Origin of the sequence: Pseudomonas sp. NFACC46-3, assembly GCF_900114515.1 — a bacterium.
Taxonomy (GTDB): domain Bacteria; phylum Pseudomonadota; class Gammaproteobacteria; order Pseudomonadales; family Pseudomonadaceae; genus Aquipseudomonas; species Aquipseudomonas fluorescens_Q.
In genome coordinates, this window is sequence record NZ_FOTH01000019.1 from 15,465 (window position 1) to 37,458 (window position 21,994).

Sequence of the window (21,994 nt, forward strand, 5' to 3'; positions counted from 1 at the left end):
TTAACCGTGTCCCCCCGGTCCAAACAGGGGGACCGGTTCAGCGCCGCAAATAAGCCCCGAAATCAATATCCCCGGCACTGAGGATCGCCTGCACCCGGTTGTGCACGTTGAGTTTGCGCAGGATCGCCGAGACGTGGGCCTTGACCGTGGTTTCGGCGATGTCCAGGGTGTAGGCGATCTGTTTGTTCGACTCGCCCTTGGTCATGCGTTCGAGCACCAGCAGTTGCTTGCGGGTCAAGGCCTGGAGCAGTTCCGGCGGGAATGCCGGTGTTTCGTTCAGGCGGCGGCCCATCGGGCTTTTTTGCGTGCGAATGATGTCGGGCGGCAGGTACACGTTGCCGTTGAGGATCTGCTCGATGGCGTCGGTCATCTGCGAGCGTGGCGAGGATTTGGTGATGAAGCCCACCGCACCATAGGTGATAGCCTGCAGCACCACCTGTTTGTCCTGTTCGGCGGAGACAATCACCACGGGGATGGTCGGTGCCTCGTTGCGCAGGTTGATCAGGCCATTGAGCCCGTGCATGCCGGGCATGTTCAGGTCCAGCAGGATCAGGTCCAGGTCGTCGTGCTCGGCGGTCAAGGCCAGGGCGCTGTCCAGGTCGGCGGTCTCCATGACCTCGCTGCCCGGAAAACCGTCGCTGATGACGTTGTGGATGGCTTCGCGAAACAGTGGGTGATCGTCGGCTATCAGGATTTTATACATGGCCATTCACCTCGTTATTGTCGTGTGGGGCAGGGCAGTTGCACGCACTTCTTGCAAGATCAGGGAAAAGGTTCGGGCCGGGCCGCTTGCAGGGGCAGGTTGGCCGCCTCCCAGGCATCGAGGCCATCGCGATACCAGTACACATGGTTATAGCCCATGGCAGTGGCGCGTTTTACCGCGTTCCAGCTCAGCCAGCAATCGGCGCGGCAATAAAAGACCAACGGTGAATCCAACCGCCCGCCGGTGGCCGTGCGCAGGTGATGGCTGAAGTAGTCCTGCCAGGTCGGGTCGAGGTCGCCGTCACCGGTATTGGCCAGCCACAGGCTGCCAGGGAGGTTGGCGTGGGGTTCGTTGTCGATGAAACGCCCTTGGACCCACGGCCGGCGATAAACGTCGATCAGCACCGGGGGCGAGGCCTGCTCAAGCAGCTGTTGCAGGGCCTGGGTATCGAGGGTCTGGGCGCCGTCGACAGTGGCGGGCGTCGGGCTGCGGTATTGGGCGATGCGATAACCCTGCGCCGAAAACAGCGCGGTACCGGCCTGCGCGACATTCAGCGCCAGGCCCAGCAGGAGGATCGCCAGCAAACGGAGCATAGGATTTATCCTTTTTGTTATGCGCCCATTACATGCCAGGGTCGAGGTCTTGTGAATGCGACCATAGACAGGAAAACCAGTACTAAAGTAGTAATTTTGGCCATGAGCCCTGCACAGAACCCCCGTGGGATATGGGTATGGGGCAATTCAATTGGCCTTGCGCAACGCCGCATGCTGCGGATTGAACGTCCACACCGCCAACAGCGCGAACACCAGGGTCAACCCCACGCACACCGCCATCGCCAGCAGGTTGAACTGCTCGTACAGCGCAAAACGCACCAACTCCACGCCGTGGGTGAACGGGCTGACCGAGCAAAGCCAGTACAGCCAAGGGCTGGCTTCCTGCATTTTCCACAGCGGGTACAGCGCCGAAGACAGGAAGAACATCGGGAAGATCACGAAATTCATCACCCCGGCGAAGTTTTCCAGTTGCCGGATGGCATTGGACAGCAACAAGCCCAGGGCGCTGAGCATCAGGGCCACCAGCAACAGGGCCGGCAGGGCCAGCAGCAGGCCCATGGTCGGTGGCTGGATGCCGTACAGCCAGGCGATAGCGAGAAAGGCATAGACCTGCAACAGTGAGATCAGCGAGGTCGCCAACAACTTGCTCGCCAGCAGGAAAGCCCGGGGCAAGGGGCTGGTGAGCAACACGCGCATGCTGCCCATCTCCCGGTCGTAGACCATCGACAGCGAGCCCTGCATGCCGTTGAACAACAGGATCATGCAGGCCAGCCCGGGCACGATATACACCTCGTAGGGGATGTAGGTGTCGTAGGGCGCGATGATGGCGATGCCCAGTGCCGCGCGAAAACCGGCGGCGAACACCAGCAGCCACAGCAGGGGCCGTACCAGGGCACTGAGCAGCCGTGTGCGTTGCAGCACGAAGCGCAACCATTCGCGCGTCACGATGCCGCTGAAACATTGCCAGTACGCATTCATGGCCGGACTCCCGTGGCGGTCAAGTGGGTGAAGGCCGAACCGAGGGTGCCCCCGTGTTCCAGGCTCACCGCGTCGGCCTGGCCGCTGGCGACCAGACGGCCCTGGTGCACGATCAACAGGTCGTCGCTGGGCTGCACTTCGTCGAGCAAGTGAGTGGTCCAGAGCACGCTGATGCCTTGCTCGCTGCACAGTTGCCGGATGTGCAGACCCAGGGCGAGGCGGCTGGCCGGATCGAGGCCGACGCTGGGTTCGTCGAGCAGCAGCAAGTGCGGTTCGTGGAGCAGGGCGCGGGCGATCTCCACCCGGCGTCGATGGCCACCGTTGAGGTCGCGTACCCGCTCGTGGCGGCGCTCCGTCAGGTGCTGGCGGGTCAGTTCGGCGTCGATGCGGGCGCTGCCCTGGCGCCGCGAAAAACCGTGCAGCGCCAGGTGATAGCGCAGATTCTGTTCAATGCTCAGGTCCAGGTCCAGCGTGCTCTGTTGGAACACCACACCCAACTGGCGCAGGGCCGGTCTTGGTGATTTCTGCAGGGAATGACCGCCGATGTGGATCTCGCCACGTTGCAGGTCGTACAGGCGTGTGAGCAGGGCGATCAGCGTCGACTTGCCGGCACCGTTGGGACCCAGCAGCGCGGCGAAACGGCCTGCGGGCAGGCTGAAGTTCATCTGCTTGAGAGCTTCGCGCGCGCCATAGGCAAAGCTCAGGTCGCTGACCTCCAGGGCGTTCATGGCGTGACCACCACGCCCCAAGGGTAGCGCCCGACTTTCACCGACTTCAGGACCTTGCGGCTCTCTACATCGATCACCGAGACATCGCCGCTGACGCCGTTGGTCGCCAGCAGCTGCTTCTGGTCCGGGGTGAACGCCAGTTGCCAGACCCGTCGGCCCACCAGCAGGTAATCCAGCACTTCGAAGGTCTTGGCGTCGATCACCGCCACATGGTTGGCCGGGCCCAGGGCGACGAACGCCAGCTTGCCGTCGGCGCTGAGCTTGATGCCCACTGGTTGGACCTTGTCCGGGTGCACGCCCTTGATCTGGAACGTCAGGGTCTTGAGCACCTGGCGCGTGGCGACGTCGAGTACGGTCAACGTGCCGCCGATCTCTGCCGAGGCCCAGAGCTGTGTACCGTCGCGATTGAACTCGACGAAACGTGGCCGCTGGTCCACCAGGGTGTTGTCGGCCAGGGTCTGGGTGCTGGTGTCGATCCAGTGCAGCATGTTCGTGGTTTCACTGGTGTTGACCGCCCACTTGCCGTCAGGGCTGACGGCCATGCCTTCGGGTTCGACACCCACGCCGATCTGGCCCAGCACTTCGGAAGTCTGGGTGTCGATCACCGTGACCAGGGCATCGTCTTCGTTGGAGACATACAGCCAGCGGTCGTTGGGGTGCAGGGCGAACTGCTCCGGGTCCTTGCCGGAAGGCAGTTCCTTGATGATCTTGCGGGTGGCGACGTCCATCACCTGGACCCGGTCCGAGTCGCTGGCGCAGATGTACAGCAGGCGATTGTCGTGGGACAGCAGCAGGCCCCGGGGGCGCTGGCCAACCGGCAGGGTCTCGATGACTTCCAGGCTCTGCATGTCGATCAGGCTCAGGCTGTTGTCCTTCTCGTTGGAGACCCAGGCGATGCTGGCGGCGGCGGGGCCGGCAGCCAGCAGAACAGCGCCCAGGGCAAGGACTTGGCAGAGCAGGGCCGGTTTGAACAGCGGGCGGCACATGGCGGTTTTCCTTATTGTTGTTTTCGGTCAGGGGTAACGGCAGCTCACTTCGGGCCGGTCATAACCCAGGCTGTCCATTTCATTGGAAGGGTGGAGAAAACCGTCCTGGGGCGAGGTGCTGACCAGTGCCCGGGGCTGGACCAGGGGAATCGGTTGGCGCAACTGGCCGTTCCAGGGCCGGTAGCTGAGCTTGCGACCCTTGAAGCCGTCCAGGGGCAACTGGTCGCTGAGGGCCAGTTGGCGAATGGCGAGCGGGTCGTCCTGACGCAACTTGCTCACGGCGCTGGCGATGCTGCGCACGGCGATCCAGGCAGCAAAGTCGCGGTCGTTCATCCAGCGTCCGGCCAGGGCTTCAAAGCGTTTTTGCAGTTGCGCCGCGCCGTAGGTTTCCACGGTCTTGTGCCAACCGGTGGGCGTCAGCCCTTGGGTGCCGGCCACCGGGCGTGGGTACCAGGTCTGGTAGGGCAGGTATTCACCGAAGTCGCCGCGCTCATCGGCCACCAGCACCACGTCGTACTCGGCGGTCTGGGTGAACAGCGGCATGTCGGCCTGGGCGCTGCGGCGCTGGTCGTTGTCGAACTGCCAGGCCTTCTCGGCGACGATCTTCATGCCGAAGCGTTTCATGGCCCGGCGCAATGCGGCGGCATAGGCCTGGTCCTCGGGCGTCTGGCCGACGATCAGCAAGGCCCGCTGCCATTTACGCACGACGCTGAACTGCACCAGGGCATCGGCGAGCATGGCGCGGTCGGGCAGGCTGTGCAGCACGTTGCCCAGGCAGTCGGTGGTGCGCAGGCTGTCGTCGGGGCTACCGGCGTTGAATAGCAGGCTGTCGGGCAGGGCGGCGCTGAGTTGGCGCAGGCTGGCGGCCGGTGCGTTGACCACGAACAGCCGCAGGCCCTGGTCATGTTGGGTCCGGGCGGCCTGGAGCAGCGCTTCGGGAGTGTCGACGCTGGTGCTTTCCAGGCGGTAGTCGTGCTTGAGAAAACGCCCGGTGCTGCTGCTGTCGACGATCGCCAATTCAGCGCCGCGCAACCCGGCATCGGCCGGTTCGGCAATGACGTTGGATAGCAACGGGCCCGGATCGGGACGGTAACCCAGGTAGCCGATGCGCACTTGCAGCGGCGTGGCATCGCCCGCGTGAGCAGTTGCCGCTGCCAGCAGAGAAACCAGGGCGTAACTGACGAGCCGGCGCATGACATCCTCCATTGCAGGTAGCGCCAGCATAGAAAGCCCAGGGGCATGGGGAAATATGCAGAAAGTACCGCCGGTGCAGTACCAAGGTAGTAACTCACCTTGGAGGTCGGGGTTTTAGCATGCAGGCATCGTCATTGACCAGGAGGGGGCAGACCATGCGGATTCTCAAAGCGCTGCTGTTGCCGTTTCTGCTGATCCTGAGTTTGATCGGGGTTGACCGTCCCAAAACCGGGAAACCCCCGCTCCCACAGGGTGTAGGTGTCAATTCAGGGCTGGAGCGCTAGCCATGTCAGCCCTCTGGCGCATCAACCTCTGGGTCTCCGCCTTTTTCGCCCTGGTCACCCTGGCCTGTGCAGTCCTGCTGCTGCACCAGGCCATGGCCGATGTGAAACGAGAGCTGCAATCGGCCGAATCGGTGGTGCATTACCTGCGCGAAACCGCCGAGCGCGATCCGGCCAGTCTCCAGCCGCGGTTGACCGGCAGCCTGCGGCATGTGCGGGTCCGTTGGCTGGCCCCTGGGGAGTTGTTCCCGGCGAATGAATCCGGAATGAAGGCCTGGCTCGGCCGCCGGTTACTGGATGACGGACCCGCGGCTCAGGTGGTGGATTTGCCGGACGGTCGGCGGGCCTGGATTGCCGTCGACCCTCGCGATGAAATCGACGAGATTCTCGATTCCTTGGTGCAACTGTTGTACGTCTGTGCCCTGGCGCTGTCGCTCAGCCTGTTGGTGATTCGTTGGGGGGTACGCCGGGGCATGCGCTTGCTCGATGAGCTGCTGCATGCGTTGCGTCAGGTCTCAGCCGGGAACCTGCAGGTGCGCCTGGGCACTGAGGGTGTCCCGGAGGCGCAGCATCTGGCGGGGCATTTCAATCGCATGACCGCTGCGCTGGCCGAGGCCCAGGCCGATAACGCCCGGCTTACCCAGGCCTTGCTGGCCGTGCAGGAACAGGAGCGTACCCAGCTGGCCCAGACCCTGCACGACGACTTGGGCCAATACGTGGCCGGCATTCGTGCTCGCGCCTGCCTGCTGCGGCTGTTGATGGATCAGCCGCTGGCGCTGGAGCAGACCGTCAGCCAGCTCGAAGAGCATTGCGAGCATTTGCAATCGGGTTTCCGGGCACTGGTGCATGACTTGTACCCAGTGGTGTTGCAGTACCTGCCATTGTGCGAGGCCATCAGGCTATTGGCCGGGCAATGGCAGGCCAGCCAGGGCATCACCTGTCAGGTGTGGATCGACAAAACACTGCCGTCCTTGTCCGGTCCGGACAAGACCCACTTGTATCGTTTGTTGCAGGAAGCGTTGACCAACGTTGCCCGGCATGCCGGCGCCACGCAGGTGCGGATACGCCTGCAACACCGCGCCGGGCGCCTGCGGTTGCTGGTGCGCGACAACGGTTGTGGAGCGACGCAACCATCGCGCGCCGGTGTCGGCTTGCACTCGATGTCCGAGCGGGCGCGCAGCCTGGGCGGTGAGCTGCGCATCCTCAGCCAGGCTGGCGCCGGTTGGGCGCTGGCCTTGAATATCCCCCTGGAGGAGTGATGAACATTCTGTTGGTGGACGACCATGCGGTGGTTCGGCAGGGCTATGCCAGCCTTTTGCGGGTGTTGATGCCGGACCTGCAGGTCCGCGAAGCGGCGACCGGTGAGGAGGCGTTGAGCCAGGTGCAGGAGCAGGTGCCGCATCTGGTGATCATGGACTTCGGCCTGCCCGGTATCAGTGGCTTGGAAACCACCCGCCGGCTACGCCATCGCCTGCCGCAACTGCGGGTGCTGTTTTTCAGCATGCACGATGAATTGCCCTTGGTGCGCCAGGCATTGGACGCTGGCGCCGCGGGCTACCTGACCAAGAATTCGGCACCCCAGGTGCTGGTCGACGCGGTGCGGCGAGTGCTGGCCGGGCATGTCTACATCGAGCAATCCCTGGCCACGCAACTGGCCTGCACCCGTTCGCGCCAGGATGTCGACCCGCGGCTGCAATGCATGACTCAACGGGAGTTGGAGATCTTTGTCATGCTCGCCAAGGGCACCCCCGCCCGCACCATTGCCGAACAGCTGTGCATCAGCGCCAAGACCGTGTCCAACCATTTGACGCTGCTCAAGAGCAAGTTGCAGGTCAGCTCCCATGCCGAGCTGGTGCACTTGGGGATCGATATGGGGGTGGTGCGGGTGGCGGGGTGAATCCCAGGTTCATTGTGGCGAGGGAGCTTGCTCCCGCTGGGGCGCGAAGCGGCCCTGAAACCAGGCACCTCGGTAGGACGGATTGACTGAGTTGGCCGGCGGAGGGGGGCTGCTGCGCAGCCCAGCGGGAGCAAGCTCCCTCGCCACAGGGGGTTGTGGCAATCCTTACTGATCCCAGGAAGTCGGGCAACCGGTACAGCCCTCCATATTCGCATCCTGGAAATTCCCGTAGTGCTGGCGAGAACCGCTCAGGTTGGCCTGTTCCAGGTTGCTTTCGCCGAGCTTGGCTTCCTGCAGGTTGGCGTCGCGCAGGTCGGCGCCCTTGAGGTCGGCCTTGCTCAGCCAGGCCATTTCCAGGTCAGCGGCCTGCAGGTTGGCACCCTGCAGGTGCGCGCCGGACAAGCGGGCGAACTGAAGGTAGGCGGCGGTCAGGTCGGCGCGTTGGAACTGCGTGCCTTGGGCGAACAGACCCCAACCCTGGATCGCCTTGAGCGTGGCGCCGCTGAAGTCCGCCAGGCGCAGGTTGCTTTGTTGCAGGCTGGCACGGGTTAGGTTGGCGCCCTGCAGTTGGGCTTTCTCGAGGTTGGCCAGGTCCAGCCGTGCGTGCCGCAGGTCGGCGTCGCGCAGGTCGGCACCGCTGAGGTTCATTTTGCGCAGGTCCTGGTTCGCCAGTTTTGCACCGCGCAGGTTGGCGCCGGGGCATTGGCTGGATTCGGCGATGAGGCAGCCGTTGAGGGTGAGCGGGGTGTCGGTCTCGTCGGCGTTGGCAAAGGCGCCAACGAACAAAAGCAGCAATGACAAGCATCTCATGGCATGAGCTCGGGCAATTGTGGGAGCTTGCTCGCGATAGCGCCATGTCAGTCAACATGAATGCCAGCTGAACCACCGCTATCGCGAGCAGGCTCGCTCCCACAGGGGATTGTTGTATCGATTAGGATTCAGGTGGGATTGGGCTATTTCTGCGCCGTCGCCTTATCCCAGCTCGGAATCTTGAATACCCAGAACGACCCACCCTGGGCCACCGGCTTGGTCAGTTCGGCCATGTCGCCGCCCCACAACGGTACGGCACCACCGTAGCCGACGGTCACGCCGATGAATTGCTCGCCGTCCTGCTCCCACGTGATGGGTGGGGAAACGATGCCGCTGCCGGTCTGGAACTTCCAAAGCTCCTTGCCGGTTTTCGCATCAAAGGCCTTGAAGAAGCCGTCGCCGGTGCCGGTGAACACCAGGTTGCCCTTGGTCGCCAGTACGCCGGCCCACAGTGGCAGCGGTTCCTTGTGCTCCCAGACTACCTTGCCGGTGGTGGGGTTCATCGCCCGCAGGCTGCCAACGTGATCGTCGTACATGCGCTTGATGCGAAAACCCATGCCGAGGTAGGCCGAGCCCTTCTTGTAGTTCACTTCCTCGGTCCAGTATTCCTCTTTCCACTGGTTGCCGGGGACGTAGAACAAGCCGGTGTCCTGGCTGTAGGCCATGGGATTCCAGTTCTTGCCGCCGAGGAAGGGCGGCGAGACTTCCACCGGCTTGCCCTTGGTTTCACCCGGCAATGGCTTGGCCGGACGCTGGCCGGGGTTTTCCACCGGGCGGCCGGTCTTGAGGTCGATGTGGCTGGCCCAAGTGATGTTGTCGACGAACGGGAAGGCGTTCTGCAGCTTGCCGTTGTTGCGGTCCACCACGTAGAAGAAACCGTTGCGGTCGGCGTGTGCGGTGGCTTTGACCACCTTGCCGTCCTTGTCCTTGTAGTCGAACAGCACCAGCTCGTTGTTGCCGGAGAAGTCCCAGGCGTCGTTGGGCGTGTGTTGGTAGAACCACTTCACTTCGCCAGTGCTTGGGTCGACGCCCACCTGGCCGGAGGTGTAGAGGCTGTCGTAATCGTGAGGGTTGCCGTCCTTGGCCGTGCGCGCCCAGGTGTTCCACGGGCCAGGGTTGCCCGCGCCGACGATGATGGTGTTGGTCTCGGCGTCGAAACTGGCGCTCTGCCAAGGTGCGCCGCCGCCGTGGCTCCAGGCTTCGACCTTGCCGGTTTCAGTGGTCTTGTCGTCGGGCCAGGAAGGCGCCTTGACATCGCCCGTCGGGGTGCTGTCCTTGCCGTTGAGGCGGCCCATGTGGCCTTCGACGAACGGGCGCATCCAGACTTCTTCGCCGGTATCGGGGTCGCGGGCGAACAACTGGCCGACCACGCCGAACTCATCGCCGGAACTGCCATGGATCAGCAGGACCTTGCCACTGGTCTTGTCCTTGATCAGCACCGGCGCCCCGGTCATGGTGTAGCCGCCGGCGTGGTCGCCGAACTTCTTGTTCCACACCACTTTGCCGGTGTTCTTATCCAGGGCGACGACTCGCGCGTCCAAGGTGCCGAAGTAGATCTTGTCGCCGTAGATGGCCGCGCCACGGTTGACCACGTCGCAGCACGGGCGAATGTTGTCCGGCAGCCGGTGGTTGTAGGTCCACAGGCGCTTGCCGGTCTTGGCGTCGAGGGCGAATACCCGCGAGTACGAGCCGGTGACGTACACCACGCCGTCGCTGACGATGGCCTGGGATTCCTGGCCGCGCTGCTTCTCGTCGCCGAATGAGTAGGACCAGGCCGGGGTCAGCTTGAACACGTTCTTGTCGTTGACCTGGGCCAACGGGCTCCAGCGCTGGGCGTTGGTGCCCATGCCGTATTGCAGCACGTCCTGGGTGGTCAGGTGGTCGTTGGCGATGTCTTCCCAGGTGACGGCAGCGCGCGCCAACGGACTCGTTGACAGACTGCCGGCCAGCAGCAAGGCGACCGTCAGGGAGGAGAGGGCGGGTAGCGTTTTTATTCTCATGGTGGCAGTTCCCAGTGAAAGGTTTTGGCCTGACTAGGGTGAGTGGTGCCACGACCCGGCCGATACGGAAAAAGTCCCGCCCTTGCCGGGAAGACTTCCCAAACCGCCTGTCTTTACGACCTGCGTCGGATGGCCTGCTACCAAGGAACTAGATCCCGGCCACCAAAGCAGCATTCGGCTGGGGCAGGGCGGTTCCTAAGATGACGGCACGGCTTCTCACAGAGGTCTTGCGTGCAATCCAGAGGGCATAACAATGACAACAAAACGCAACGCCATCATCGCTACCGCACTGCTGATGGGGCTGACCGGCGCAGGCTCCGCATGGGCCCATGGCAACGTAGTGCCCCAGGCAGTGGAAACCAAGGGATTGACCCCGATCAAGGACACCAACCTGCCGCTGGACGGTGATGGTTGGGCCGCCCAGAACCCCTATCGCAGTTCCCCCGAGCGTGACAAAGCCATAGAAATCGGCGCTTCGGCCTACAACCAGAACTGCGCCGCGTGCCATGGCCTGGAGGCCAAGTCGGGCGGCATCGCCCCGGACCTGCGGATGCTGGACGCCGCCGAAGCCGGGGATGAATGGTTCGTCGAGCGCGTACGTCACGGCGCGGTGCGCGACGGCCGAGTCTACATGCCGAAAATGGCCGACTACCTGAGCCAGGAAGCCTTGTGGGCGGTGCGCACCTATCTCGACAGCGTACACGTCGAGGAGTGATCGCCATGCGCCTGTTCGCGTGGGTGATGTGCAGCCTGCTGCTGTGTGGCCAGGCGGCGCAGGCGCAGGTGCGCAGCTACGACCAGATGATCGCCTCCGGTGAGTTGAAGGTCGCGGTCTACAAGGACTTCGCGCCCTACAGTTTTGAGGATCACGGGCAACCCAGGGGCGTGGACGTGGAACTGGCCCAGGCCCTGGCCAAGGCGCTTGGCGTGCGTCTGCAATTGATGTGGGCACCACCGGGCGAGAAGCTTGATGACGATTTGCGCGATTACATCTGGCGCAGCAGCCCGCTGCACGACCGACAACTGGCCGACCTGATGATGCGTGTGCCGTACGACCATGACTACGTGCAGAAGCGCAACGACATCGGTGAGCTGGAAAATGCCCAAGTGGTGATGTTCGGACCTTATCAGCAGGAATGTTGGCAGGTGGCATATGACCGCCGCCGACTGGATTCGGTGGGCAGTGTCGCAGTGTTCCAGCAACACCCCATCGGGGTGGAAGTCGACAGTGTGCCGTCGTTCTACCTGACCTCGGTGTTCAACGGCATGCTCAGTGCCAAGACCCGCCATTACTCCGGTGTCAGCCAGGCCTTCAAGGCCATGCAGGCCGGGGAGGTGGACGCCGTCATGGCCATGCGCGGTGAGGTCGATTGGCAAGTGCACGAGGCGGCTGATCCGCAACTGGCGCTGGCGGAAAACGCCTACCCGAACATGGGCAAGCAACGTTGGGAAATCGGCATGGCGGTGCATGAAAGCAACCGTCAGTTGGCCTATGCGGTGGAAGAGGCGCTGGAAGGCTTGATCCGCGACGGCAGCGTCAAGACTCTTTATGCCCATTACGGCCTGCGTTACGAAGTGCCGGAGATGTATCAATAGGAGCGCAGGGATGAAATGGGCCATGTGGTGCCTGCTGTGGTGCGGCCTGCCGACGATTGCGCTGGCGGCGGTCGAACCGGGGAAGGACCCGGTGCCGTCGGTGATGTGGGCCTTTTATCACAAGCAATTGCTGGGGGACGCGCCGTTCGTGTTCGATGACCGGGTGCGCCTGCTGGCCCCACCCTTTGCCGAAGACGCACGCCAGGTGCCACTGGAAATCGATGCCCGGGCCTTCACTGGCGACGTCGTACGGGTGCTGGCCTGGGCCGAACTGAACCCGTTGCCGAAAATCGTCGACTTCCAACCGGGGGCGCGTGTGCTGCCCTGGTTGTCGATCCGTATTCGTATCGAACAAGCCACGCCGCTGCGTGCTGCCGTGCAGACCCGCGATGGCCTGTGGCACGTCGGCTCGACCCTGATCGACGCGGCCGGTGGCGGCTGCACCGCGCCCAGCGTGGTGCGCACCCAGCCAGGTTGGGAGGAACACTTGGGCGAGGTGCTGGGCGCCCGCTATCCCCGGGGCGATTCGAGCCGCTTGCGCCTGCAGGTCGCTCATCCGATGGATAACGGCCTGGTGAGCGGTATCCCGGAATTCTTCCTCAACCAGGCGCAACTGCTGGACGCCGACGGCCAGGTGCTGGCGCGCCTGGAGCTGTTCCCGGCGGTCAGTGAAAACCCCAACCTGGGCTTCGACATCCGAGGCCCGGGCCAGACCCGCCTGCTGCTGCGCGACAACAGCGGCAATACGTTCGAGGCGGCGATCCCCTGACCACAAGGAGCGCGCCATGCGCTGGTTGTTGCTGATGTTCCTGAGCCTGTGCTGGCCGACGTGGGCCGGGACGAACTACGCGCTCAAGCCCCGGCAGATCGCCGAAGGCACCTGGCTGCTGGAAGGCAGCACCGAGAATTTTGCCAAGGCCAACGGCGGCAACATCGTCAACACCGCGTTCATCGTCACCGATACCGGCGTGGTGGTGATCGACACCGGACCGTCGAAGCGCTACGGCGAAGCCCTGCGCCAGGCCATTGCGGCAACGACGGATAAGCCGGTGATCCAGGTCCTGCTGACCCATCATCATCCCGATCACGTACTGGGCAACCAGGCCTTCAGCGACGTCCCCATCGGCGCCTTGGCCGGGACCACGGACCTGCTGCGCCAGCAGGGCGACGCCATGGCGGAGAACATGTACCGGCTGGTGGGCGACTGGATGCGCGGCACCGAGGTGGTGCTGCCCACCCAAGCGTTGACGCCCGGTGTGCTCAAGGTGGGCAATCACGCGTTGCGGCTGCTGCAACTGGCCGGGCACACCGGGGCCGACCTGGCGATCCTCGACGAAACCACGGGCGTGCTGTTCGCCGGCGACCTGGTGTTCTACGAACGCGCCCTGACCACCCCCAACAGCCCGGGGCTGGAGGTCTGGCTCCAGGACCTCGACACCCTGCAGGCCTTGCCCTGGAAACAGATCGTGCCCGGCCACGGCCCAGTGGCGACCGGCGCCCAACCCTTTGCGCAGATGCGCGATTACCTGGGCTGGCTCGACCAACTGATGCGCGACGGCGCGGCTCGCGGCGACGACATGACCGAGATGATCCGCAGCCCCATCCCCGAACGCTTCGCCGGGATCAGCCTGAGTCGTTATGAGCTGATTCGCAGTGTCAGCCATCTCTATCCGCGCTATGAGCGGGCGGGGATGAAGCGGGTGGACGCCCAATGACCGTTGGCTGAGCAAATCCTCTGTGGCGAGGGGATTTATCCCCGCTGGGGCGCGAAGCGGCCCTCTATCTTCTGCCGACTATCGGGGTGACTGGACGGGCTCATGGGGCTGCTGCGCAGCCCAGCGGGGATAAATCCCCTCGCCACAAAGGGAGGTGCTCGCCCAACTGAGACCACATTGCCGAACTGTGTTTAGCAGAGTTTTTTAAAAATCAGCAGGTTGTGATTTTTTTCATGAAGGCTTGCTCCCGCAGGGCTGCGCAGCTGCCTGAAGCATCCAAAAGCGCGGTGTTCCAATTCGCTAACCTAACAGTTCTGTTAGTAGTCGCCTGATGCAGTACCCACTACCCTTCAGTTGCACGTCAAAACTTACTAGGTGTCATCCTATGCCTACCCAACACGAATCGTTGCTCTGTCGATACCATTACGACCCGCTCGACCGTTTGATCGGCTGTACGTTGCTGAATGGGCCTGAATCACAGCGTTTCTACTGCAGAAAGCGCCTGGTCACAGAGATTCGAGGCACGATAAAAAATTCAATATTCCAATACAACGACCAGCTACTCGCGCAACAGTGTCATGGCGTTAAGTTTGACACTGCGCTGCTGATAACCGATTGCCAGCGGTCGGTGTTGCACACGCTCAGTGAAAACAGCCAGCGACAACCCATCGCCTATTCACCTTACGGCCATCGCCCCACTGAACGCGGTGTAGCCAGTTTGCTGGGGTTCAACGGCGAACGAGCGGATCCGGTGACCGGGCATTATTTATTGGGTAATGGGCGTCGGGCGTTCAGCCCGGTGTTGATGCGATTTAACAGTCCAGACAGTTTTAGTCCGTTTGGGGAAGGTGGACTAAATGGATATGCATACTGCTTGGGTGACCCGATTAATAGATGCGATCCTACAGGGAACAACCCACTGGAATGGTTAGGCCTGAAAACAACGCACGTGGGTGAAGGTCTTTGGACAAAGAAAGGGGTCACCAGCTTTAAAGGAAAACGTGCGTTAAAAAGAATTCACGCTTTAGATGAAGCGATTGAGGCGATTAAACGTGATGCTCAGAGGCAGCTCTTCCAAGCAGATAACAAGGTATTGAACCCGGGGGGCGGCCCCCAAAAAAACACCACGCCACAAACCGGAATCCGACTTGATAACCTTGCTTATAAGGCGGCGCGCCCTGAAAACCATCCGTTTTCTTCACTGGCAGGCAAAATCCTAGAACCTCATTTAGAGCCGATGCAGCGCCAAGCGGCCATCGAACAAACTAAGCATCGTGGTATCTTCGAACATTTGGAGAAGAAGGTGTTACCGGATAGAAACGAGTATCTTGCAGACGCCCTAGAAGACAACAGTCTCAAGTTCGACGAGGAAATAGTTGATGCATATAAACTTAGGCTGCGATTGTATGCACTGAAAGCGAGGTCTGAGTCTGGTTTGGTTGCAGAGCAAAACCGAATTCGCGATAAATACTTGACTTATTTTCCTTGAGGGCATCGCCCCGGAAATAGTTGAATCCGTATCGCGCTAGACTGCAATCAGCCACATTTCAAGAGGTTGCTACATTGGTGAAGGAACGTAACCGAGCTCACGCATAAAGTACTTGCGCGTGGATAGAAAGACCTTAAGCAGACTGCATTGGACAGATGCCCAAGAAGTTGTGGTTTTTTACCGACGAGACCGCCGCACAAACGTCAGGGTGCTCAAATAAGAGGGAGCAGTTGCTCATTCCCTCTCCACGGGGGCGTTGCGTTGGCCGACCAAGCCGCCTTTGACATGTACCAAGGAACTAGAAAACTCAACACTGCGGGCAATTGTTGCCAGCGGCCCTGGGGCCAAGAATCTGCGACAGACCGGGAAAATTTCCCGGGTATAACAATAACCGCAGAGGTAGCCGTCATGAGTCAACCCGCACGTCGCCAACCGTTCGCCGTGAGCCTGCTGCTCAGTGCCATGCTGCTGTCCGGTTCGGTCCTTGCAGCCGTGACCGATCAGGAAATTCTCCAGGACCCGAAGAACCCCGAGCAGATCGTGACCAACGGCCTGGGCGTCCAGGGCCAGCGCTATAGCCCGCTCGACACCCTCAACACCGACAACGTCAAGGACCTGCGGCCGGTCTGGGCGTTTTCCTTCGGTGGCGAAAAGCAGCGCGGCCAGCAAGCCCAGCCGATGATCAAGGACGGGGTGATGTACCTCACCGGTTCTTATTCACGGGTGTTCGCGGTGGATGCGCGCACCGGCAAGAAACTGTGGCAATACGATGCGCGCCTGCCCGATGACATCCGCCCTTGCTGCGACGTGATCAACCGTGGCGTGGCGCTGTATGGCGACCTGGTGTTCTTCGGCACCCTCGACGCCAAGCTGGTGGCCTTGAACAAGGACACCGGCAAAGTGGTGTGGAGCAAGAAGGTTGCCGACCACAAGGAAGGCTACTCCATCAGCGCCGCGCCGTTGATCGTCAATGGCAAGCTGATCACCGGCGTGGCCGGTGGCGAGTTCGGTGTGGTGGGCCAGATCAGTGCCTATGATCCGAAGAACGGTGACCTGTTGTGGACCCGTCCGACCGTGGAAGGCCACATGGGTTACGTCTACAAGGACGGCAAGGCCGTCGAGAATGGCATTTCCGGCGGCGAGGCGGGCAAGACCTGGCCGGGCGATCTCTGGAAAACCGGCGGTGCCGCACCTTGGCTGGGCGGCTACTACGACCCGGAAACCAACCTGCTGCTGTTTGGTACCGGTAACCCGGCGCCGTGGAACTCCCACCTGCGGCCTGGCGACAACCTCTATTCGTCGTCGCGCCTGGCCCTGAACCCGGACGACGGCACCATCAAATGGCACTTCCAGAGCACGCCTCACGACGGCTGGGATTATGACGGTGTCAACGAGCTGATCTCGTTCAACTACAAGGAAGGCGGCAAGGACATCAAGGCGGCAGCGACCGCCGACCGTAACGGCTTCTTCTACGTGCTCGATCGCACCAACGGCAAGTTCATCCGCGGCTTCCCGTTTGTCGACAAGATCACCTGGGCCACTGGCCTGGACAAGGACGGGCGGCCGATCTACAACGAGGCCAGCCGTCCGGGCGCTCCGGGCAGCGAAGCCAAGGGCAGTTCGGTGTTCGTCGCACCGGCCTTCCTCGGCGCGAAAAACTGGATGCCGATGGCCTACAACCAGGACACCGGGTTGTTCTACGTGCCGTCCAACGAATGGGGCATGGACATCTGGAACGAAGGCATCGCCTACAAGAAAGGCGCGGCGTTCCTCGGCGCCGGTTTCACCATCAAGCCGCTGAACGAGGATTATATCGGCGTGCTGCGGGCCATCGACCCCAAGACTGGCAAGGAAGTCTGGCGCCACAAGAACTTCGCGCCGCTGTGGGGCGGGGTTTTGACCACCAAGGGCAACCTGGTGTTCACCGGCACGCCTGAAGGGTTCCTGCAGGCGTTCAATGCCAAGACCGGGGAAAAGGTCTGGGAATTCCAGACCGGCTCCGGCGTGCTCGGTTCGCCCATCACCTGGGAAATGGACGGCGAGCAATACGTCTCCGTGGTCTCCGGCTGGGGCGGCGCGGTGCCGCTGTGGGGGGGCGAGGTGGCCAAGCGCGTGAAGGACTTCAACCAGGGCGGGATGCTCTGGACCTTCAAGTTGCCGAAAGCGTTGGTGGCCAAACGCTGATATCCGCACTGAACCGTGGCGAGGGAGCTTGCTCCCGCTCGGCTACGAAGCAGTCGCCAACCCGGCGGGCCAGTTTTTCGGCCATGAACCGAGGTAAGGGGAGCGCTTCGCACTCCAGCGGGAGCAAGCTCCCTCGCCACAAAGGTATCTGCGATGGGTTCACGTTCGCGGATGCCTTGCTCTGAATCTACGACCAAATAACGAGAGTCCCCCTGCCAACGACGCATTCGTCCGCCGCGCGGGGCTCTCTACCATCGGTCTATCGCCTGTCCCGCGACAGGCATCGACCAGGCAGAGGCCCATCATGATCTACGCACAACCCGGAACTCCAGGCGCCGTCGTTTCCTTCAAGCCGCGCTATGGCAACTTCATCGGCGGCGAATTTGTCGCGCCGGTCAACGGCGAATACTTCACGAACACGTCTCCGGTCAATGGCGAAGTCATTGCCGAATTCCCGCGTTCCAGCGCCGCCGACATCGACAAGGCCCTGGATGCCGCCCATGCCGCGGCCGATGCCTGGGGCAAGACCTCGGTGCAGGACCGTTCCCTGGTGCTGTTGAAAATCGCCGATCGTATCGAGCAGAACCTGGAAATCCTCGCTGTCAGCGAGACCTGGGACAACGGCAAGGCCGTACGCGAAACTCTCAATGCCGACGTGCCGCTGGCGGCCGACCATTTCCGTTATTTCGCCGGCTGCATCCGCGCCCAAGAGGGTGGGGCGGCCGAGATCAACGAACTGACCACGGCCTATCATTTCCACGAGCCGCTGGGCGTGGTCGGACAGATCATCCCGTGGAACTTCCCGCTGCTGATGGCCGCCTGGAAACTCGCCCCGGCCCTGGCTGCCGGTAACTGCATCGTGCTCAAGCCGGCTGAACAGACGCCGCTATCGATCATGGTCTTCATCGAGCTGGTCGCCGACCTGCTGCCGCCCGGCGTGCTGAACATCGTCCATGGTTTCGGTCGCGAGGCCGGCGAAGCCCTGGCCACCAGCAAGCGCATCGCCAAGATCGCCTTCACCGGTTCCACCCCGATCGGCTCGCACATCATGAAATGCGCCGCCGAGAACATCATCCCGTCCACCGTGGAACTGGGCGGCAAGTCACCGAACATCTTCTTCGAAGACATCATGCAGGCCGAGCCGGCCTTCATCGAGAAAGCCGCCGAAGGCCTGGTGCTGGCGTTCTTCAACCAGGGCGAAGTCTGCACCTGCCCATCCCGGGCCCTGGTGCAAGAGTCGATCTACGCGCCGTTCATGGCCGAGGTGATGAAAAAGATCGCCAAGATCAAGCGTGGCAACCCGCTGGACACCGAGACCATGGTTGGCGCCCAGGCGTCCGAGCAGCAATTCGACAAGATCCTGTCGTACCTTGAAATTGCCCAGCAAGAGGGCGCCGAGCTGCTTACTGGCGGTGCTGCCGAGCGACTCGAGGGGGATTTGTCGAGCGGCTATTACATCCAGCCGACCCTGCTCAAGGGCCACAACAAAATGCGTGTGTTCCAGGAAGAGATCTTCGGCCCGGTAGTGGGCGTGACCACCTTCAAGGACGAAGCCGAAGCCCTGGCGATCGCCAACGACACCGAGTTCGGCCTCGGTGCCGGTCTCTGGACCCGCGACATCAACCGCGCCTACCGCATGGGCCGGGCGATCAAGGCCGGTCGCGTGTGGACCAACTGCTACCACCTGTACCCGGCGCACGCCGCGTTCGGTGGCTACAAGAAGTCCGGTGTCGGCCGTGAAACCCACAAGATGATGCTCGATCACTATCAGCAGACCAAGAACCTGCTGGTGAGCTACGACATCAATCCGTTGGGGTTCTTCTAATCCCCGACATCGAGTGAGTGAACACTGTGGCGAGGGAGCTTGCTCCCGCTGGGCCGCGCAGCGGCCCCAAAAGTAATCATCAAGCACTCAAATGCAGTGCCTTGAAGAAGGGGCGCTTCGCGCCCCAGCGGGAGCAAGCTCCCTCGCCACAGGTGCCCGCTCTGCAGTAGTACCAACGCACTCCCTCCACCGCTTCGAAAGTAGCATTCGAGCCTTGGGCGGGGTATGCATTAATGACTTGCCGGAATCGCCCGGTACAAGAAGAGGAAAGACCCATGTGGACTAAACCCGCGTTTACCGACCTGCGTATTGGCTTTGAAGTGACGATGTACTTCGCCAACCGATGAGTGCCAGCCCGGCCTGACGCGTTCAGGCCGGGCTACCCATTGGTCTGATTGCAATCGCGGTGGGATGCTTTAGGCTCAAGGTATCCCAAGACAATAACAACAGGCTTACCGATGAGCCACGTACCTGAAAAGATGAGCCTCAGCCCGCTGCGCAAGTTCGTTTCCCCTGAAATCATGTTCGGTGCCGGTTGTCGGCACAATGTCGGCAATTACGCCAAGACGTTCGGTGCACGCAAGGTGCTGATCGTCACCGATCCCGGGGTCATCGCCGCCGGTTGGGTGGCCGACGTCGAAGCCAGTCTCCAGGCCCAAGGCATCGACTACTGCGTCTACAGCGCGGTCTCGCCCAATCCGCGGGTCGAGGAAGTGATGCTCGGTGCCGACCTTTACCGGGAAAACCATTGCGATGTCATCGTCGCGGTGGGCGGTGGCAGCCCGATGGATTGCGGCAAAGGCATCGGCATTGTCGTTGCCCACGGTCGCAATATCCTCGAGTTCGAAGGCGTTGATACCCTGCACGTGCCCAGCCCACCACTGATCCTGATCCCCACCACGGCGGGGACGTCGGCGGACGTGTCGCAGTTCGTGATCATCTCCAACCAGCAAGAACGGATGAAATTCTCCATTGTCAGCAAGGCGGCGGTGCCGGACGTGTCGCTGATCGACCCGGAAACCACCCTGAGCATGGACCCGTTCCTGTCCGCCTGTACCGGCATCGACGCCCTGGTGCATGCCATCGAGGCGTTCGTGTCCACCGGTCACGGGCCGCTGACCGACCCCCATGCCCTGGAAGCCATGCGCCTGATCAATGGCAACCTGGTGCAGATGATCGCCAACCCGGCGGACATCGCCCTGCGGGAAAAAATCATGCTGGGCAGCATGCAGGCCGGGCTGGCGTTTTCCAACGCGATCCTCGGCGCGGTTCATGCGATGTCCCACAGCCTGGGCGGCTTCCTCGATTTGCCCCATGGTTTGTGCAACGCGGTATTGGTTGAGCACGTGGTGGCGTTCAACTACAACTCGGCGCCGGAGCGTTTCAAGGTGATTGCCGAGACGCTGGGCATCGACTGCCGGGGGCTCAACCACCGGCAGATCCGCACTCGGCTGGTGGAACACCTGATTGCCCTCAAGCACACCATCGGCTTCCACGAGACGCTGGGCCTGCATGGCGTGAGCACCTCGGACATTCCGTTCCTGTCGCAGCATGCGATGCACGACCCGTGCATCCTCACCAACCCTCGGGAGTCGAGCCAGCGGGATGTCGAGGTCGTCTATGGCGAAGCCCTCTGACGAGCAGCAAAAAGCCCTGGCGGGGCTGTTGGGGCTGGGCAATCACTCAACGCGCAAGAGTCACTACCCGGAACTGGCGGCGCGCCTCGATGAACTGGAGCAGGCCCGGCAACATCTGCAGCAGCTCAATGATCAACTGGAACAGCGGGTGGCCGAGCGCACCGACGCGTTGCTGGAGGCCAACCACAACCTGCAGCAGCAGATTGTCCAGCGCGAACTGATCGAGCAACAGTTGCGCGATGCCCGGGACGCCGCCCAGGCCGCCAACCGCAGCAAGGACAAATACCTGGCCGCCGCCAGCCATGACCTGTTGCAGCCACTCAACGCGGCCCGCCTGCTGATCGCCACGTTGCGTGAGCGCCAGTTGCCTACCGCCGAACATGTACTGGTGGAACGGACTCATCAGGCGCTCGAAGGGGCCGAAGACCTGCTCACCGACCTGCTGGACATTTCCCGGCTGGACCAGGCCGCCGTCAAGCCCGACCTGGCGCCGTATCGGCTGGATGAGTTGTTGGGGCCGCTGGTTTCCGAATTTCAATCGGTGGCCGGCGCCGCGGGGTTGGAATTGCGGGTGCGGTTTGGCGATGAAGCCGTGCTGACCGACCTGCGATTGATCAGCCGTATCCTGCGCAACCTGCTGAGCAATGCCTGCCGCTACACCACTCAGGGCGGTATTCTCCTGGCGGCCCGGCGCCGGGGAGGGCGCTTGAGCATCGAGGTCTGGGACACGGGGCGGGGCATCGCTGCCGATTGCCTGGAGTCGATTTTCCTCGAATTCAACCAACTCGATGTCGGCCGGGCGGCGGATCGCAAAGGCGTGGGCCTGGGGTTGGCGATTGTCGAACGTATCGCCCACATCCTCGGTTACCGGGTCAAGGTGCGTTCTCGGCCGGGACGGGGCTCGGTGTTCAGTATCGAGGTGCCGCTGTCCAGCGAAAAACCCCTGCCAGTGTCCCAGGTTCCGGTACAGGCGGTCGCGGGCAACCCGCTACCGGGGCGGCGTTTGTTGGTGATCGACAATGAGTTGAGCATCTTGCAAAGCATGGCGGCGTTGTTGGGGCAGTGGGGCTGCGAAGTCTTGACCGCCACCGACGAAGCGGGCGCCCTGGATGTGCTGCAAGGCCGTGTGCCGGAGCTGATCCTGGCGGATTTCCACTTGGATCACGGGGTCGTGGGCTGTGAAGTGGTCAAGCACCTGCGCGAGCATTTCCACCAGGCGATCCCTGCGGTGATCATCACCGCCGACCGCAGCGACCAGTGCCGCCGCGCCTTGCGCAAACTGGGCGCGCCGCTGCTCAACAAACCGCTCAAGCCTGGCAAGTTGCGGGCGGTGTTGAGTCAGATGCTCGGGTAGGGGGCCCGAGGCAGGCCTCACCTGGTGAGGTCCCCGAAACCGTCTCCACCACAATCCCCAGTG

Annotated in this window: 20 protein-coding genes; 12 read left to right on the forward strand and 8 right to left on the reverse strand. The window is 62.3% G+C overall.

Translation table 11 applies throughout. The annotated features are described in order from the left end of the window. Window positions 1–37: 37 nt before the first annotated feature. From BM300_RS18690 to BM300_RS18715, 6 genes are all read right to left on the reverse strand, one after another. Window positions 38–703, reverse strand: a complete 666-nt coding sequence (locus BM300_RS18690) for a response regulator transcription factor (RefSeq protein ID WP_053122521.1) — start codon at window positions 701–703, stop codon at window positions 38–40. A gap of 59 nt (window positions 704–762) precedes the next feature. Continuing rightward, window positions 763–1,296, reverse strand: a complete 534-nt coding sequence (locus tag BM300_RS18695) for a PQQ-dependent catabolism-associated CXXCW motif protein (protein ID WP_092463546.1) — start codon at window positions 1,294–1,296, stop codon at window positions 763–765. A gap of 147 nt (window positions 1,297–1,443) precedes the next feature. Further along, window positions 1,444–2,235, reverse strand: coding sequence for an ABC transporter permease (locus BM300_RS18700; protein WP_063321456.1), 792 nt, complete (start codon window positions 2,233–2,235; stop codon window positions 1,444–1,446). Next, a complete protein-coding gene (locus BM300_RS18705; protein WP_092463548.1) occupies window positions 2,232–2,963 on the reverse strand; it encodes an ABC transporter ATP-binding protein in 732 nt (243 codons plus the stop codon). Before BM300_RS18705 ends, BM300_RS18700 begins: the two co-directional genes overlap by 4 nt. Then, complete coding sequence (locus tag BM300_RS18710; protein WP_092141429.1) at window positions 2,960–3,949, reverse strand: YVTN family beta-propeller repeat protein; 990 nt, start codon at window positions 3,947–3,949, stop codon at window positions 2,960–2,962. Before BM300_RS18710 ends, BM300_RS18705 begins: the two co-directional genes overlap by 4 nt. A 27-nt stretch (window positions 3,950–3,976) precedes the next feature. After that, window positions 3,977–5,143 (reverse strand): ABC transporter substrate-binding protein, encoded by a 1,167-nt coding sequence (locus tag BM300_RS18715; RefSeq protein ID WP_092141426.1) that lies wholly within the window; start codon window positions 5,141–5,143, stop codon window positions 3,977–3,979. A gap of 286 nt (window positions 5,144–5,429) precedes the next feature. Between BM300_RS18715 and BM300_RS18720 the strand changes: the two genes are divergently transcribed. After that, the gene (locus BM300_RS18720) at window positions 5,430–6,683 is read left to right on the forward strand and encodes a HAMP domain-containing sensor histidine kinase (protein WP_092463550.1); all 1,254 of its coding nucleotides are present in this window, start codon (window positions 5,430–5,432) and stop codon (window positions 6,681–6,683) included. Beyond that, window positions 6,683–7,321, forward strand: coding sequence for a response regulator (locus tag BM300_RS18725; RefSeq protein ID WP_092222092.1), 639 nt, complete (start codon window positions 6,683–6,685; stop codon window positions 7,319–7,321). Before BM300_RS18720 ends, BM300_RS18725 begins: the two co-directional genes overlap by 1 nt. A 165-nt stretch (window positions 7,322–7,486) precedes the next feature. On the opposite strand, the gene BM300_RS18730 is transcribed toward BM300_RS18725, so the two are convergent. Both BM300_RS18730 and exaA read right to left on the reverse strand, forming a co-directional pair. Then, window positions 7,487–8,131: a pentapeptide repeat-containing protein gene (locus tag BM300_RS18730; protein WP_092141418.1), complete on the reverse strand. Its 645-nt coding sequence runs from the start codon at window positions 8,129–8,131 to the stop codon at window positions 7,487–7,489. A gap of 143 nt (window positions 8,132–8,274) precedes the next feature. Continuing rightward, window positions 8,275–10,131, reverse strand: coding sequence for a quinoprotein ethanol dehydrogenase (gene exaA / locus BM300_RS18735; RefSeq protein WP_092463551.1), 1,857 nt, complete (start codon window positions 10,129–10,131; stop codon window positions 8,275–8,277). A gap of 253 nt (window positions 10,132–10,384) precedes the next feature. On the opposite strand from exaA, the gene pedF reads away from it, so the two are divergent. The 10 genes from pedF to BM300_RS18785 all read left to right on the forward strand — a co-directional run bounded on the left by pedF (window position 10,385) and on the right by BM300_RS18785 (window position 21,931). Next, window positions 10,385–10,846 (forward strand): cytochrome c-550 PedF, encoded by a 462-nt coding sequence (gene pedF, locus BM300_RS18740; RefSeq protein ID WP_063321449.1) that lies wholly within the window; start codon window positions 10,385–10,387, stop codon window positions 10,844–10,846. A gap of 5 nt (window positions 10,847–10,851) precedes the next feature. Further along, window positions 10,852–11,727, forward strand: coding sequence for a substrate-binding periplasmic protein (locus BM300_RS18745; RefSeq protein WP_092463553.1), 876 nt, complete (start codon window positions 10,852–10,854; stop codon window positions 11,725–11,727). A gap of 10 nt (window positions 11,728–11,737) precedes the next feature. Continuing rightward, window positions 11,738–12,496, forward strand: coding sequence for a quinoprotein dehydrogenase-associated SoxYZ-like carrier (locus BM300_RS18750; RefSeq protein ID WP_092222100.1), 759 nt, complete (start codon window positions 11,738–11,740; stop codon window positions 12,494–12,496). Between the two features lie 16 nt (window positions 12,497–12,512). Next, entirely contained in the window at window positions 12,513–13,442 is a 930-nt protein-coding gene (locus BM300_RS18755) for a quinoprotein relay system zinc metallohydrolase 1 (protein ID WP_092463555.1), read from the forward strand. A gap of 385 nt (window positions 13,443–13,827) precedes the next feature. Beyond that, the gene (locus BM300_RS18760) at window positions 13,828–14,931 is read left to right on the forward strand and encodes an RHS repeat-associated core domain-containing protein (RefSeq protein WP_092463557.1); all 1,104 of its coding nucleotides are present in this window, start codon (window positions 13,828–13,830) and stop codon (window positions 14,929–14,931) included. A gap of 408 nt (window positions 14,932–15,339) precedes the next feature. Then, window positions 15,340–17,115, forward strand: coding sequence for a PQQ-dependent methanol/ethanol family dehydrogenase (locus BM300_RS18765; RefSeq protein ID WP_092141400.1), 1,776 nt, complete (start codon window positions 15,340–15,342; stop codon window positions 17,113–17,115). 304 nt (window positions 17,116–17,419) lie between these two features. Beyond that, window positions 17,420–18,940 (forward strand): acetaldehyde dehydrogenase ExaC, encoded by a 1,521-nt coding sequence (locus tag BM300_RS18770; RefSeq protein ID WP_063321443.1) that lies wholly within the window; start codon window positions 17,420–17,422, stop codon window positions 18,938–18,940. Between the two features lie 275 nt (window positions 18,941–19,215). After that, the gene (gene pqqA, locus BM300_RS18775; RefSeq protein WP_003253598.1) at window positions 19,216–19,287 is read left to right on the forward strand and encodes a pyrroloquinoline quinone precursor peptide PqqA; all 72 of its coding nucleotides are present in this window, start codon (window positions 19,216–19,218) and stop codon (window positions 19,285–19,287) included. A gap of 132 nt (window positions 19,288–19,419) precedes the next feature. Beyond that, window positions 19,420–20,577 (forward strand): alcohol dehydrogenase-like regulatory protein ErcA, encoded by a 1,158-nt coding sequence (gene ercA, locus BM300_RS18780; RefSeq protein ID WP_092222169.1) that lies wholly within the window; start codon window positions 19,420–19,422, stop codon window positions 20,575–20,577. Next, window positions 20,561–21,931 (forward strand): hybrid sensor histidine kinase/response regulator, encoded by a 1,371-nt coding sequence (locus tag BM300_RS18785; protein ID WP_092141394.1) that lies wholly within the window; start codon window positions 20,561–20,563, stop codon window positions 21,929–21,931. Before ercA ends, BM300_RS18785 begins: the two co-directional genes overlap by 17 nt. Window positions 21,932–21,994 lie beyond the last annotated feature (63 nt).

What these genes read in the sequence shown, in the direction of transcription:
- BM300_RS18690 (WP_053122521.1), bottom strand. Translation starts at nt 703, where the DNA reads ATGTATAAAATCCTGATAGCCGACGATCACCCACTGTTTCGCGAAGCC.
- BM300_RS18695 (WP_092463546.1), bottom strand. Translation starts at nt 1,296, where the DNA reads ATGCTCCGTTTGCTGGCGATCCTCCTGCTGGGCCTGGCGCTGAATGTC.
- BM300_RS18700 (WP_063321456.1), bottom strand. Translation starts at nt 2,235, where the DNA reads ATGAATGCGTACTGGCAATGTTTCAGCGGCATCGTGACGCGCGAATGG.
- BM300_RS18705 (WP_092463548.1), bottom strand. Translation starts at nt 2,963, where the DNA reads ATGAACGCCCTGGAGGTCAGCGACCTGAGCTTTGCCTATGGCGCGCGC.
- BM300_RS18710 (WP_092141429.1), bottom strand. Translation starts at nt 3,949, where the DNA reads ATGTGCCGCCCGCTGTTCAAACCGGCCCTGCTCTGCCAAGTCCTTGCC.
- BM300_RS18715 (WP_092141426.1), bottom strand. Translation starts at nt 5,143, where the DNA reads ATGCGCCGGCTCGTCAGTTACGCCCTGGTTTCTCTGCTGGCAGCGGCA.
- BM300_RS18720 (WP_092463550.1), top strand. Translation starts at nt 5,430, where the DNA reads ATGTCAGCCCTCTGGCGCATCAACCTCTGGGTCTCCGCCTTTTTCGCC.
- BM300_RS18725 (WP_092222092.1), top strand. Translation starts at nt 6,683, where the DNA reads ATGAACATTCTGTTGGTGGACGACCATGCGGTGGTTCGGCAGGGCTAT.
- BM300_RS18730 (WP_092141418.1), bottom strand. Translation starts at nt 8,131, where the DNA reads ATGAGATGCTTGTCATTGCTGCTTTTGTTCGTTGGCGCCTTTGCCAAC.
- exaA (WP_092463551.1), bottom strand. Translation starts at nt 10,131, where the DNA reads ATGAGAATAAAAACGCTACCCGCCCTCTCCTCCCTGACGGTCGCCTTG.
- pedF (WP_063321449.1), top strand. Translation starts at nt 10,385, where the DNA reads ATGACAACAAAACGCAACGCCATCATCGCTACCGCACTGCTGATGGGG.
- BM300_RS18745 (WP_092463553.1), top strand. Translation starts at nt 10,852, where the DNA reads ATGCGCCTGTTCGCGTGGGTGATGTGCAGCCTGCTGCTGTGTGGCCAG.
- BM300_RS18750 (WP_092222100.1), top strand. Translation starts at nt 11,738, where the DNA reads ATGAAATGGGCCATGTGGTGCCTGCTGTGGTGCGGCCTGCCGACGATT.
- BM300_RS18755 (WP_092463555.1), top strand. Translation starts at nt 12,513, where the DNA reads ATGCGCTGGTTGTTGCTGATGTTCCTGAGCCTGTGCTGGCCGACGTGG.
- BM300_RS18760 (WP_092463557.1), top strand. Translation starts at nt 13,828, where the DNA reads ATGCCTACCCAACACGAATCGTTGCTCTGTCGATACCATTACGACCCG.
- BM300_RS18765 (WP_092141400.1), top strand. Translation starts at nt 15,340, where the DNA reads ATGAGTCAACCCGCACGTCGCCAACCGTTCGCCGTGAGCCTGCTGCTC.
- BM300_RS18770 (WP_063321443.1), top strand. Translation starts at nt 17,420, where the DNA reads ATGATCTACGCACAACCCGGAACTCCAGGCGCCGTCGTTTCCTTCAAG.
- ercA (WP_092222169.1), top strand. Translation starts at nt 19,420, where the DNA reads ATGAGCCTCAGCCCGCTGCGCAAGTTCGTTTCCCCTGAAATCATGTTC.
- BM300_RS18785 (WP_092141394.1), top strand. Translation starts at nt 20,561, where the DNA reads ATGGCGAAGCCCTCTGACGAGCAGCAAAAAGCCCTGGCGGGGCTGTTG.